The sequence below is a fragment of the Pseudomonas sp. BB438 genome (genome assembly GCF_057180225.1).
The window spans coordinates 200,752-213,448 of record NZ_CM170001.1 but is presented as its reverse complement, the minus strand read 5'-3'; the positions used below and the strand labels follow the sequence as shown (position 1 = coordinate 213,448).

Here is a 12,697-nt window from a genome sequence, read left to right as displayed (position 1 = left end):
TTTGGCACAGTCTGTGCCCTGTCTCCTTCGACCCGTGACCGTGCACGGGTCCTCGAATCGCGCCGGCGCTCCTGACCGAGAGAACCGGCAGTTCTGGAGGCACAAGAATAATGCTCATCACAGGTATCAAGAGCCGGCCGGTCTACGACCAGTTGCGCCCGCTCGCCGGTGGTCACCACCACATCATCGCCGGCCAGGGCAGCGGCGGCGCCGCCATGCTCCGCCTGCTCGCCGAGATGCCGCGCACCGCGCCCATCCGCGTGCTGTATTCCAGCGAGTCCTTCTCCGGCCAGGATCACCTCGCCGCGCTGCGCGACATCACCGACGTGGAACTGGCGATCTATCCGAGCAACCGCGCACTGGTCGATGACCTGCACGCGCTGCTGGGCCAGTCGCGCATGGGCACCCGTCTTTACCTGGCCGGCTCCGAAAGCTTCATCGGCACCGCCATGCAGGCCGCCGACGCAATCAACCTGAACAGGGACGAAGTGCTGCGCGAGCACGCCGGCTCCTTCGTGCGCCGCGTCTGGTGCGTGCACTGCGATGGCTACACCGAGAACGTCACCCAGCGCGTCTTCGACTGCCCGCACTGCGCCCGCACCCTGGTGGTCCGCGACCACTACTCCCGCCGCCTGGCTGCCTTCCAGGCAGTGAAGGCCGACGCCGAAGTCCCCGGCGAACTGCCCGATGCCGAGGAGCTCGACACATGAGCCAGTCCAACGGAACCCTGAATGTCCGCGTCACCCGCATCGAGCAGGTGACCCCGGAAATCAAGCGCTTCACCCTGGCCTCCACCGACGGCGCGCACCTGACCCCGTTCTCCGGCGGCAGCAACGTCGTGGTGCTGATGCCCCATGCGACCGGCACCTACCGCAACGCCTACTCGCTGATGAGTTCGCCCTACGACGCCAGCGCCTACCAGATCGCCGTACGCCGCGTGGAAGACGGCCGTGGCGGTTCGAAGCACATGCATGACGTGGTGAGGGAAGGCGACGAGCTGGAAATCCTCCGCCCGGTGAACCTGTTCCCGCTGAGCAAACACGCGCGCCTGCACCTGTTCATTGCCGGCGGCGTGGGCATCACCCCGGTGTGCTCGCAGCTGGCCGAGCTGCGCCTGCGCGGCACGCCCTTCGAAGTCCACCTGGCGGTGCGCGGCGACGCCCATGCGCGCCTGGGTGAAGAGCTGCTGCAGGAATACGGCGACGCCGTGCGCCTGTACCGCGACGACCGCGGCGAGCGCCTGAACATCGCCGCGGTGCTGGCCGACCGTCCGCTGGGCAGCGACGTCTACGTCTGCGGCCCCGAGGGGATGATCCAGGCCACTATCGACGCGGCCCATGCCCACGGCTGGACCGACAGCCACATCCACTACGAGCGCTTCCTCGAGCAGGGCAGTGTCGGCGAGGCGTTCCAGGTCACCCTGGCGCGCAGCGGCGCGACCATCGATGTCTCGCCCGACCAGAGCCTGCTCGAAGCCGCCGAGGCCGCCGGCCACGAAATCCCGTACCTGTGCCGCGGCGGTGCCTGCGGCATGTGCGAGACCAACGTCCTGGAACTGGACGGAGAAATCCTCCACACCGACGACTGGCTGTCCGACGAGGACAAGGCCGCCAACACCAAGATCATGCCCTGCGTGTCGCGCGCCAAGTGCTCGCGGCTGGTCATCGACTGCTGAGCCGGAGAACGACCATGACCATCCAATTCCGCCCCGACGAAACCTACCGCGACGATTACACCTACGCGAACAGCCAGGCCTGCATCGACCGCGCACCCTGGCCCTTCCCGGACGACGAGTACATGTACTCGATGAACCTGGAGCCGCATGTCTCGGTGGGCACCGACGCCTTCCGCGCGGTGTTCGACATCGACGAGCACTACATCAGCGAGTGCCGCGACCGTGCGATCACCCTGGAGAAAGACCCGGGCATGCACTACGTCTCTGCGCCGCACATGATGGAGGCGCAGTGGGACCTGCTCGAGCTGATCATGGAGGCCTATGCCAAGGACTATCCGGAGTACTTCTCCCTGGAGAAGGACGGCACCCGCTGGCACTGGACCAACAAGCTGCTGAATATCGACGACACCTTCACCTTCGGTGATCCGTCGACCCTCCCCTACGAGCCGATGGAGTACGTCACCCGCCAGGCCCAGGGCGACTGGGTCCTGCAGGAAGAGCGCGACGGCACCCTGTACTGGGGCGCGGGCATCGCCACCCAGCGCGCCGACTACTCGCTGCGCTTCAACCTGGGCATGGCCTGGCACGAGTTCCACGGCCCGGTGCCGCTGGTGAAGGAAACCGGCATGCTCGACCGCGCGCTGAAGTTCCTCCTGCGCCTGCGCAACGGCCACCCGGTGCGCCGCCTGAACTGGTCGCTGACGGTCAACCCGCGCCTGGACGTGTCCGCCGAGTCGCTGCCCGAGTGGGCGCCGGACCGCACCACGGTCACCGCCGAGAACGCCGGGAAAAAGGTCTACTTGCGCATCGAGCTGCAACCGCTGCACCGTCTGCCGCGCAGCAACGCCATCGTGTTCCCGATCCGCACCTACCTGCTGAGCCTGGAAGACATCGCCACCAATCCGGCGTGGGCCAAGCGCATGCACCGCGTGCTCAAGACCCTCGACCAGCAGCTCGTCGACTACAAGGGCTTCACCCGCTACCACCAGCAGGCGGTGCAGTGGCTCTCGCAGTTTGACGACGGCCAATAAGAAACCTCGCGACAGCACACACAACTACAAACCCGAAAAGGGAACCGGCGGGCGTCGTGAGGCCCGCCGGCCGATTGCCTTCTGCCCATCAACCCCCCGAGAGGAAACAACGATGAGTGGGTCTCCTGCCAAGCGTGCCGCTGGCGTAACCGATTCCGATGCCGAGCAGCTCGCTGCCCTCGGCTACAGCTCCAACTTCGAACGCAGCATGAGCCTGTGGGAGAACTTCTCCCTGGGCTTCACCTACCTGTCGCCGGTCGTCGGCGTCTACACCCTGTTCGGCCTGTGCCTGGCCGCCGGTGGGCCGCCGATGTTCTGGACCTACCTGCTGATCGGCCTGGGCCAGATGCTGGTGTGCCTGGTGTTCTGCGAAGTGGTCTCGCAATTCCCGATCTCCGGCGGCGTCTATCCCTGGGCACGCCGCCTGGTGGGCAAACGCTGGGCGTGGATGGTCGGCTGGGTGTATGCCTGGGCGCTATGCACCTCCATCGCCGGCATCGCCGTCGGCGCCAGCCCCTACATGGCTGCGATGCTCGGCTTCGACATGCACGGCAACGCCGCCATCGGCATCGCCCTGGCGCTGATCGCGCTGTCCACCGTGCTCAACCTGTCCGGCACCAAGCTGCTGGCCCGCGTCGCCATGTTCGGCTTCATCTGCGAGCTGGGCGGTGCGCTGCTGGTGGGCGGCTACCTGCTGATCTTCGAACGCCATCAGCCGTTCAGCGTGCTGTTCAACACCTTCGACATCAGGATCGACGGCAGCTACTGGCCGGCCTTCCTCGCCGCGTCGCTGGCGGGCCTGTTCCAGTACTACGGCTTCGAGGCCTGCGGTGACGTCGCCGAGGAAACCCCCAACCCCGGCAAGATGATCCCCAAGACCATGCGCATGACCATCTACATCGGCGGTGCCGCCGCGATGTTCGCGTGCCTGGCGCTGATCCTCTCGGTGCCGGACATCCAGCGGGTGATCAACGGCGAAGACACCGACCCGGTCACCACCATCCTCGCCAACGCCTTCGGCCCGGTAGGCTCGAAACTGGTGATGGCGGTGGTAATGGTGTCGTTCGTCTCCTGCGTGCTGAGCCTGCAGGCCGCCGCCAGCCGCCTGCTGTTCGCCTATGCCCGCGACGAGATGATCGTCGGCAGCAAGGCCCTGTCGAAGCTGAACACCAACCACGTGCCGGCCGTTGCGCTGGTCGTAGCGGGCGTGATGCCGGCGGCCATCGTCTGCCTGGGCCTGTTCATGGGCGACGCCGTGGCCACCATCGTCGGCTTCGCCGCGATTGGCATCTACGTGTCCTTCCAGCTGATCGTCATCGCCTCGCTGATCGCCCGCGCCAAGGGCTGGGTGCCCGGCGGCCACTTCAGCCTCGGCAAGTGGGGCGTGCCGGTGAACATCGCGGCGCTGATCTACGGCGTGGCGGCGATCACCAACATGGTCTGGCCGCGCACCCCGGATGCACCCTGGTACATGAACTACTCGATGATCCTCACCAGCGTCGTGGTGATCGGCGCGGGCCTGGTCTACATGCTGCTGGCCAAGCCCTATGACAAGGGCACCGCACCGGCGGGCGACGCGCACCGGATCTCCGGCCGCCAACTACCCGCGCGCGCTACGGGCGCGCTGACCGAACCGGCTTGATCGCAACGCTGACGCAATTCGGGCCATACGCCTGAGGGGCTGCGTCTGGATCGTCACCTAACCCTGGTGACGGTCCCCTGCGTTTGCGCAACGGACCCGCCATCCCCGCGATGGCCGGTCCGTTTTTTTATGCTCAGCCAGGAGCACACTATCGGCCGATCCACAACAGACAAAGGGAGAGCGTGACCAGCGACCCCAGCGTCGACACCAGGATGCTCCGCGACACCACCGCCGCCTCGCGCTGGTAGTACTCGGCGAGCATGAACGGCCCGGTGCCGGTGGGCAGCGCGCTGAGCAGCAGCGCCGAATCCGCCCACAGCGGCGGCAGGTCGAACACCTTGTAGGCGAGGAAGCCGGTGAGCAGCGGCTGGCCGACCAGCTTGATCGCCACCAGCGGCCAGGCGCCGACCTGCTCGCCCTCCTGTTTCTGCGCCAGGAACAGGCCCAGGGATACCAGCGCACAAGGCGTGGTCGCCGCCGCGAGCATGTCGAGGAAATGCAGCAGCGGCGCCGGCAGGCCGATACCGGTCACCGCCCACAAGCCACCGATGATCGGCGACACCACCAACGGGTTCTTGCCCAGCGCCTGCGTCACCACCCAAATGGCGCGGCCGATGTGCTTCTCCTCCTGCAGGCCGACCTCGATGCACACCACGGCGATGGCGAACAGCACGCAGACCACCAGCAGGGAGGCGATCAGCGCGGGCTCCAGGCCATCCTGGCCAAACACCAGCAGGCACAGCGGGATGCCCATGTAGCCGGTATTGGCGTAGGACGCACTGAGACCGTCGATGCTTGCCGCCGGCAGAGCGCGACCCTGCATCAGGCGCCAGGCGAGGGTGGCGAAGAACACCAGCAGGCAGCCGCCGGTGAAGGCGGCAAGGAAGCCCGGCTGCCAGATGTCCGCCCAGGTCGCGGTGGCGGTGACCTTGAACAGCAGCGCCGGCAGGCACAGCCAGACCACCAGCCTGTTGATCTCCGACGCCGCCTGCGGGCCGAGACGGTTGGTGCGCCGGCACAGCCAGCCAACCAGGATCAGCGCGAAGATCGGCAGGACGACGGCGAACACGGTGTGCATGGCAGGGAACCTGGAGAGCGGGAGCGGCAGGCGAGCATAGGGTTGCCAATCGATACCGTCCAATGCTTACTAGAGCACCAATTCATACCTAATCCGTATCGATGATCGACTTCCGTCAGCTGCGCTATTTCCTCGCCCTCGCCGAGCACCTGCACTTCGGCCGGGCCGCCGAGGCGCTGCACATCACCCAGCCGCCGCTGAGCCGGCAGATCGCCGCGCTGGAAGAGGAACTGGGCACGCCGCTGTTCGCCCGGCATTCACGCTCGGTGGAGCTGACCGCCGCCGGCCGCGACTTCCAGCAGCAGGCCCGCGCGCTGCTCGCCGGCCTCGACCTGGCCGTGCGCTCGGCACGCGCGACGGCACGCGGGGAGCGCGGCGAGCTGCGCATCGGCTTCACCATGCTGGCTGCCTGGACGCTGCTGCCGCGCCTGCTGAAAACCTTCGCCGACGGACATCCGGAGGTGAAGCTGGTGCTCAACGAGATGCTCCCGCGCGACCTGGGTCCGGCGCTGGAGAGCGGCGAGGTGGACGTCGCCCTGACCTTCCCCGAACGCGAGCCGGGTCAGCGGCTCTACCGCACGCTGCAACGCGAGCCGCTGTGCGCGGTGCTGCCGGCCGGGCATGGCCTGGCGCAGGGCGCGGAACTGGATGTGGCGAAGCTGGCCGGCGAACCCTTCATCACCTTCCCGCCGGCCACCGCGCCGGCGCTGCACGCGTCGGTGATGGAGTGCTGCCGGCAGCACGGCTTCGCCCCGGCGGTGCGTATGGAGACGCACCTGCAACAGACCATCGTCAACCTGGTGGCCGAGGGGCTGGGCGTGTCACTGGTACCGGACTCGATGCGGCGCATGCAGCTGCCCGGCGTGGCCTTCCGCGCCATCGGCCAATCGCCGCAGGTGGAGTACGGCGCCGCCTGGAGCCCGCACAACGACAACCCGTGCCTGGCAGCTTTCCTGCGCAGTGCGGGGGCCGTCGACGCCTGAGGCCCGGATCGGGCCCGCTCCTACAGGTTTACGCCGGCGCCGATACACGTAGGGCGGATAACCCGAGCCAAGTATGCGCCCTACCAAAGCCGCGCAATCACACCCGCCCGGTCACCGGAATGCACGCGCCGGTGATGGCCGCCGCCGCGTCCGAGGCGAGAAACAGCAGCGTCGCCGCCAGTTGCTCGGGCTTCACCCAACGGTCGAACTCGGCGGTCGGCATGTCGGCACGGTTCTGCGGGGTGTCGATGATGCTCGGCATCAGCGCGTTGACGGTGATGCAGGCGTCCTTCAGTTCGTCCGCCAGAGCCTCGGTCAGGCGCATGACGCCGGCCTTGGACGCCGCATAGGCCCCCATGCCCAGTGCCGCGCGGGTGGCGGCTGCGGCGGCAATATTGAGGATGCGCCCGTGTCCGCGGTCCTTCAGGTGCCCCAGCGCGGCCTGGCTGGAGACCACGGCGGTGCGCAGGTTGATGCGGTACATCAGGTCCCAGGTGTCCACGTCGCCGTCGGCCAGGGTTTCCCAGTGGAAGCCGCCGGCCACGTTGATCAGCGCGTCCAGGCCGCCGAAATACTGGTTGACCTGGTCCAGCGCGGCGCGAGCGGCAGCCGGGTCAGTGAGGTCGATGCCGCCGATCGACAACGCGCCGGCCTGTGGGAAGCGCGGGCCGACGGCGCGATCGAGCAGGGCGACCTGCCAGCCGGCCTCGGCGAATGCCTGGCCGACCACGCTGCCCAGATGGCCGAAGCCGCCGGTGATGGCGACGATCCTGTTCATGCTGCTACCTCGTGACAGTGGGAGAGGCGTTCTTATAGGGGTAGCAGGGGTGGCACGGAAGGTCGCGGGCGCCAGATGAGGGGACGGATCGGGACGTCGACGAAACCCTCCCCCGGAGGGAGAGGGCCTGCGTCGGCCTTACTTCACCAGGCGCGCATCCAGGCTGTTCTGCGCCAGCCGCTGCGCCTGCTCCTTGGTCATGCCCAGGTGCTCGTGCAGGGCGTGGAAGTTCTCGGTGACGTAGCCGCCGAAGTAGGCCGGGTCGTCCGAGTTCACCGTCACCTTCACGCCGCGTTCGAGCATGTCGAGGATGTTGTGCTCGCGCATGTGGTCGAACACGCAGAGCTTGGTGTTGGACAACGGGCAGACGGTCAGCGGGATCTGCTCGTCGATGATGCGTTGCATCAGGCGCTCGTCCTCGATGGCGCGCACGCCGTGGTCGATGCGCTCGATCCTGAGCAGGTCCAGGGCCTCCCAGATGTACTCCGGCGGGCCTTCCTCGCCCGCGTGGGCGACAGTGAGGAAGCCTTCGGCGCGGGCGCGGTCGAACACGCGCTGGAACTTGCTCGGCGGATGGCCGACCTCGGAGCTGTCCAGGCCGACGGCAATGAAGGCGTCGCGGAACGGCATCGCCTGCTCCAGGGTCTTGAACGCCTCTTCCTCGGACAGATGGCGCAGGAAGCTGAGGATCAGGCCATGGCTGATGCCCAGCTGCCTCTCGCCGTCCTTGAGCGCGCCCTGGATGCCGCGCAGCACGACTTCGAAGGGAACGCCACGGTCAGTGTGGGTCTGCGGGTCGAAGAACGGCTCGACGTGGATGACGTTCTGCAACTGGCACTTCTGCAGGTACGCCCAGGTCAGGTCGTAAAAGTCCTGCTCGGTACGCAGCACGTCGGCACCGGCGTAGTAGAGGTCGAGGAACTCCTGCAGGTTGTTGAACGCATAGGCCTTGCGCAGGCTCTCGACGTCGCCCCAGGGCAGGGCGACCTTGTTGCGCTCGGCCAGGGCGAAGAGCAGCTCGGGCTCCAGCGAACCTTCCAGGTGCAGGTGCAGTTCGGCCTTGGGCAGGGCATTGAGCCAGTCGTACATGGGTGAGGTCTCGTTATTCAGGCAATCGCGCCAATTATCGCACGGCCCGGCGCGGGTGCAGGCGAAGTTGCCGACGACGGGCGGCAGCCTGCGTTGCGACTCGCGTCCCGCTCACGCCCGGTGGCGGCTGGTGCGCTCACAGGGCATTGCCTAAGATGGCGCACTCGCTCTCTTATGGAATGGACATCCCCTCGATGCTGCGCGCGCTCAAAGACGAAAAATTCCTCCTCCTCGCCCTGCTGGTGGCCGTTGCGGTCTACCCGCTGGAGCACAGCCTTCTCAGCGGCGGCAAGCTGCTCGCGGGGATCACCGCCAGCGTTCTGCTGGCAGTGATCATCGGCGTCTCGCTACGGGTCGCGCACCACGCCGAAATCCTCGCGGAGAAGGTCGGCGAGCCCTACGGCACCATGATCCTCACCCTGGCGGCGGTGCTTGTGGAGGTGGTGATCCTGGCGATCATGATGAACCACAACCACTCGCCGACCCTGGCCCGCGACACCATCTATGCCGCGGTGATGCTCGACATGAACGGCATCCTCGGTCTGGCCGCGCTGCTGGGCGGCCTCAAGCACGGCGAGCAGTCGTACAACGACGACTCGGGCAAGACCTACGTGACCATGATCCTCACCGCCGTAGGCATCTCCATGGTGGTGCCGGAGCTGATCCCGGCCGAGCAGTGGAAGCTCTACTCCTTCTTCACCATCGGCTGCATGGTCATGCTCTACGCGCTGTTCCTGCGCATGCAGACCGGCCAGCACAGCTACTTCTTCAGCTACAACTACGCCACCCACGGCGAGCACGCCGAAGGTCACGAGGCCCCCGGCAACAGCAAGCAGTCCATGGGCCTGCTGGTAGTCGGCGTGGTACTGATCGGCGCGCTGGCCGAAGTGATGTCCAAGGCCCTGGACGCCGGCCTGGAAGGCAGCGGTGTGCCGCCCATCGTGCCGGCGCTGCTGGTGGCGGCGATCTCCGCCAGCCCGGAAATCCTCACGGCCCTGCGCGCGGCCATGGCCAACCGCATGCAGCCGGTGGTCAACATCGCCCTGGGCGCCTCGCTGTCGACCGTGATCCTCACCGTGCCGGTGATCGAAGCACTGGCGTTGTTCAAGGGCCAGCCGATCCAGATGGCGATGACCCCGCTGCAGACCGGGATGATGTTCATCACCCTGATGGTCGCCGGCTACAACCTGCACGACGGCAAGACCAACGCCATCGAAGGCATGACCCACTTCGTGCTGTTCGCCACCTTCCTGATGCTGTCGTTCATGGGACTCTGAGCATGCTCAAGATCTACCTCGCCGGCCCCGATGTGTTCCGCCGCGACGCCCTGGCGCAGGGCGAACGGCTGAAGGCGCTGTGTGGCGAACTCGGTCTGCACGGGCTCTACCCGCTGGACCATTCGGTACCCGAGGGCATCGCCCATCCCCCGGAGCAGGCGCGGTGGATCTACCAGGCCAACCTCGCGCTGATCGCCGAGGCCGATGCGGTGCTGGCCAATCTCAATCCGTTCCGTGGCGCCGAGCCGGACAGCGGCACAGCCTTCGAGCTGGGCTACGCCGCCGCGCTGGGCAAGCCGCTGTTCGGCTACATCGACGAAGGCGGCACCTGTGCCGAGCGCCTGCCCTGCGAGTGGCAAGGCGACGAGCCGGGCTGCGACCGTGACGGCAACCAGATCGAAAACTTCGGCCTGCCGCTGAACCTGATGCTCGGCGTGCCGGCGAAGATCGCCGTGGGCGGGGCGCGGGAGGCACTGGAGCTGCTTTGCAAGGAGCTGGTGCACGTGTAGGCGCGGGCCATGCCCGCGATTCGCCCGTAGGGGCGCTCCCACCTGCCGTTCAACGAAACAAAAAAACGCGCCCTCGGGCGCGTTTTTTTGTTTGGTTCGGCAGGGCGTCAGCGACGCCCTTCAAGCTTGAAGAAGAACACCTTGGTCGCCTGGCGGGCGACAATCCGGCCACCGCTGACACGGGGTTCGAAGCGCCACTTGTCCATGGCATCGCGCACGGCGTTGTCGAACATGCGCGGCGGCGTGGACTCCAGCACCTGGATGTCGGCGATGCGGCCATCGCTGGTGATGGTGAACAGCACCTTGACTCGCCCCTCGATACCACGGTTCAGCGCCATGCGCGGGTAGACCGGCGGGTCCATGCGCAGCGGCTTGATGTCGCTGTCGTTCAGGCTGCCGGTGGGCAGGCCGGCGGGGCCTTGCGAACCGGTGGGCGCGGCCTGGGCGCCCTGGGTGAACTGGCCAACGGTCGGCGCGGCGGGCGGCGGCGGTGCGGCCGGAGTCGGCGGCGCGGCAGCTTCCTCGGCGGGCTCCGGGTCCGGCTCGGGCTTGGGTTTCGGCTTGGGCTTGGACGATACCTTGGGCACGGCCTTCTCGGGCGGCTTGGGCTTGGGCTTGGGCTTTTCCACCGGCTTGGGCGGCTCGATCGGCTTCGGCGGTTCGGGCTCGGGCGGCGGCGGGGTCGGCGCAGCAGCGGGCGGCTGCTGCACTTCAGGCTTGGGCGGCAAGGTGACGACACTCACCTGCATGGCCTTGGGCATCTCGCCCGCGCCCAGATTCAGCTCGGCCGGGGTGGGCATCACCCAGACCAGCGCGGCGACGATGGCCACGTGCATGGCGATTGCCAGGCCCGAGGACGTCCACCAGCCACCGGGCGGCGGCGGTTGATCGCCTTCTTCCACACCTTCGATCGGCGCGGCATAGGGAATCAGGACCTCTTCAGGAACCACTTCTTCGTCACGACGGGGCCCCACACAGCTGACGAGTCGCAGGGTGGCCTCATTGACACGCTGGGCGTTCACGCTGGGCAAATGGGCGCTGTCATCCGCCGTGGCGGAAGTGAACAGCTGTTCCTCAGCGTCCACGGCAGGAACAGGGTCCGCCGCTTTGCGCGGTTGGGGTAACGACATGAGAAAGCCTGCGGGAAGAGTTCACGAAGCAGTATCCGCTGATAATTATTATCATTCACTCGTTACGCGAGGGCAACCTTATCTGTCAGATCGGCGCGATGGCACAGCGCAAAAGTCCGTCCTGCAGGGCCTGCGGATCGAGCTCGGCGGCCAGGATCAGCTCGATCCGGCTGTCCTTGCGCCAGGCGCTGGGCGTCCACGGCGCCGGCCCGACGGTACGGTTGCAGGCCAGCCACGCGTCTTCTGCGTGCAGCACGGCCTTGGCCCGCAACAGGCCGGGGACGCCGGCCAGCCAGGCGTCCAGATCGGCCGTACGGAAGTGCCAGTCGCGGTGGAAACGCCAGCCGACCGCCTGTCGACCGTCCTCGGCGCGCACCTGGCGCAATGGCGATTCGCGCCGCAATAGCATCGCCGGTTCGCCGGACACTGTGCCCTGCGGCAAATCAGCGCCCGCGTTCTCGATGGGCGTGCTCGGCAGCGCGTCCAGCGACAGGCGGCCCTGAGTCGTCCAGTGCCGCGGTACCGCTGGCAGTCGCGCAGCCAGGGCCGCACGCGCGGTGTCGTCCAGGGCTTCAGACTTGTTCAGCAACAGCATCGCCGCCTCGTCCAGTGCCAATTGCTGCGCCTCGGGCAAGGGCAATCCGGCGGCCAGTGCGGCGGCATCGAGTACCATCACCAGCGGCTGTACGGCCAGCACGCCCTGCCAGGGCGCCGCGCGCAGTTGCGCCAGCAGTTGCGCAGGATGGCCGAGGCCGGACGGCTCGATGAACACCCGTTGCGGCCGGGCCTTGCGCAGCAGGCGGCCCAGACCGACCTGGAACGGCGCGCCGTTCACACAGCACAGGCACCCCCCGGCGACTTCGCCCAGGGCGATGCCGTCGTCGTCGCGGGACAGCAGTGCGGCGTCCAGACCGACCTGGCCGAATTCGTTGACCAGCACGGCCCAGCGCTCGCCCGCCGGGCGTTGCGCCAACAGGTCCTGCAGCAGGCTGGTCTTGCCCGCCCCGAGGGGGCCGGCGATGAGATGAGTCGGGATCTGTTTCAACATTCGCCCATGGTGCCGCCTGACGCTCGCCGGGAAAAGCGCTAGAGTCGCGGCTTCCTCACGCCACCCCCGGATCGACCATGCGCCTGTTGCTGCCTCTCGCCCTCGCCTGCCTGCCCCTGCTCGCCCACGGCGAGGCCTGCGTGGTGCACAGCCAGGGCAAGGACGTCGACGTGCAAGTCTGCCAGCAGAACCGCACGATTCCGGAAAACCTGTTCCGCGAAGGCTTCTGCCAGCCGCAGCTGAAAGACCAGAAGGTCGAGGTGACGTACGCCGAGAATTGCCCCAGCGGCGCCTTCGGCATCTGCGAGAACGCGCAGACCCAGGGTGTGCCGTACCGCCAGGACATCCACTACTACGGCGTGGCCAGCGACGCGCGCATCCTCCAGCCGTACTGCGAAAGCCAGAGCAACGGCCACTGGCGCAAACCCCAGTAGCGGTCATCGCCCTGTCACACGCC

At 67.3% G+C, this 12,697-nt stretch carries 13 protein-coding genes; 8 read left to right on the top strand and 5 right to left on the bottom strand.

The window, feature by feature from the left end; translation table 11 throughout:
- Nucleotides 1-110 precede the first annotated feature (110 nt).
- From AC1ZV1_RS01015 to AC1ZV1_RS01000, 4 genes are all read left to right on the top strand, one after another.
- Nucleotides 111-710 carry a dimethylamine monooxygenase subunit DmmA family protein gene (locus tag AC1ZV1_RS01015; protein WP_484295139.1) on the top strand — a complete coding sequence of 200 codons (600 nt, stop codon included), beginning with the start codon at nucleotides 111-113 and terminating at the stop codon, nucleotides 708-710.
- Complete coding sequence (locus AC1ZV1_RS01010; protein ID WP_484295138.1) at nucleotides 707-1,675, top strand: PDR/VanB family oxidoreductase; 969 nt, start codon at nucleotides 707-709, stop codon at nucleotides 1,673-1,675. The genes AC1ZV1_RS01015 and AC1ZV1_RS01010 overlap by 4 nt, the downstream gene beginning before the upstream one ends.
- Nucleotides 1,676-1,689: 14 nt before the next feature.
- On the top strand, nucleotides 1,690-2,706 hold the full coding sequence (locus tag AC1ZV1_RS01005) for a heme-dependent oxidative N-demethylase family protein (protein WP_484295137.1): 1,017 nt from the start codon (nucleotides 1,690-1,692) through the stop codon (nucleotides 2,704-2,706).
- Between the two features lie 112 nt (nucleotides 2,707-2,818).
- Nucleotides 2,819-4,348 carry an APC family permease gene (locus AC1ZV1_RS01000; RefSeq protein ID WP_484295136.1) on the top strand — a complete coding sequence of 510 codons (1,530 nt, stop codon included), beginning with the start codon at nucleotides 2,819-2,821 and terminating at the stop codon, nucleotides 4,346-4,348.
- A gap of 148 nt (nucleotides 4,349-4,496) precedes the next feature.
- On the opposite strand, the gene AC1ZV1_RS00995 is transcribed toward AC1ZV1_RS01000, so the two are convergent.
- Nucleotides 4,497-5,426 carry an AEC family transporter gene (locus tag AC1ZV1_RS00995; RefSeq protein ID WP_484295135.1) on the bottom strand — a complete coding sequence of 310 codons (930 nt, stop codon included), beginning with the start codon at nucleotides 5,424-5,426 and terminating at the stop codon, nucleotides 4,497-4,499.
- 101 nt (nucleotides 5,427-5,527) lie between these two features.
- On the opposite strand from AC1ZV1_RS00995, the gene AC1ZV1_RS00990 reads away from it, so the two are divergent.
- A complete protein-coding gene (locus AC1ZV1_RS00990; RefSeq protein WP_484295134.1) occupies nucleotides 5,528-6,409 on the top strand; it encodes a LysR substrate-binding domain-containing protein in 882 nt (293 codons plus the stop codon).
- Between the two features lie 97 nt (nucleotides 6,410-6,506).
- Here AC1ZV1_RS00990 and AC1ZV1_RS00985 read toward each other — a convergent pair whose 3' ends face one another.
- Together AC1ZV1_RS00985 and AC1ZV1_RS00980 are read right to left on the bottom strand one after the other, a co-directional pair.
- Complete coding sequence (locus tag AC1ZV1_RS00985; protein ID WP_484295133.1) at nucleotides 6,507-7,187, bottom strand: SDR family NAD(P)-dependent oxidoreductase; 681 nt, start codon at nucleotides 7,185-7,187, stop codon at nucleotides 6,507-6,509.
- Between the two features lie 138 nt (nucleotides 7,188-7,325).
- Nucleotides 7,326-8,276, bottom strand: a complete 951-nt coding sequence (locus AC1ZV1_RS00980) for an adenosine deaminase (protein WP_484295132.1) — start codon at nucleotides 8,274-8,276, stop codon at nucleotides 7,326-7,328.
- Nucleotides 8,277-8,470: 194 nt separating this feature from the next.
- Between AC1ZV1_RS00980 and AC1ZV1_RS00975 the strand changes: the two genes are divergently transcribed.
- Together AC1ZV1_RS00975 and AC1ZV1_RS00970 are read left to right on the top strand one after the other, a co-directional pair.
- A complete protein-coding gene (locus tag AC1ZV1_RS00975; protein WP_484295131.1) occupies nucleotides 8,471-9,553 on the top strand; it encodes a calcium:cation antiporter in 1,083 nt (360 codons plus the stop codon).
- Between the two features lie 2 nt (nucleotides 9,554-9,555).
- Nucleotides 9,556-10,062: a nucleoside 2-deoxyribosyltransferase gene (locus tag AC1ZV1_RS00970; protein WP_484295130.1), complete on the top strand. Its 507-nt coding sequence runs from the start codon at nucleotides 9,556-9,558 to the stop codon at nucleotides 10,060-10,062.
- Nucleotides 10,063-10,169: 107 nt separating this feature from the next.
- Here AC1ZV1_RS00970 and AC1ZV1_RS00965 read toward each other — a convergent pair whose 3' ends face one another.
- Both AC1ZV1_RS00965 and AC1ZV1_RS00960 read right to left on the bottom strand, forming a co-directional pair.
- Complete coding sequence (locus AC1ZV1_RS00965) at nucleotides 10,170-11,192, bottom strand: energy transducer TonB (protein WP_484295129.1); 1,023 nt, start codon at nucleotides 11,190-11,192, stop codon at nucleotides 10,170-10,172.
- A gap of 85 nt (nucleotides 11,193-11,277) precedes the next feature.
- The gene (locus AC1ZV1_RS00960; protein ID WP_484295128.1) at nucleotides 11,278-12,240 is read right to left on the bottom strand and encodes a CobW family GTP-binding protein; all 963 of its coding nucleotides are present in this window, start codon (nucleotides 12,238-12,240) and stop codon (nucleotides 11,278-11,280) included.
- A gap of 77 nt (nucleotides 12,241-12,317) precedes the next feature.
- On the opposite strand from AC1ZV1_RS00960, the gene AC1ZV1_RS00955 reads away from it, so the two are divergent.
- On the top strand, nucleotides 12,318-12,674 hold the full coding sequence (locus AC1ZV1_RS00955; RefSeq protein WP_484295127.1) for an NADH:ubiquinone oxidoreductase: 357 nt from the start codon (nucleotides 12,318-12,320) through the stop codon (nucleotides 12,672-12,674).
- Nucleotides 12,675-12,697: the final 23 nt, after the last annotated feature.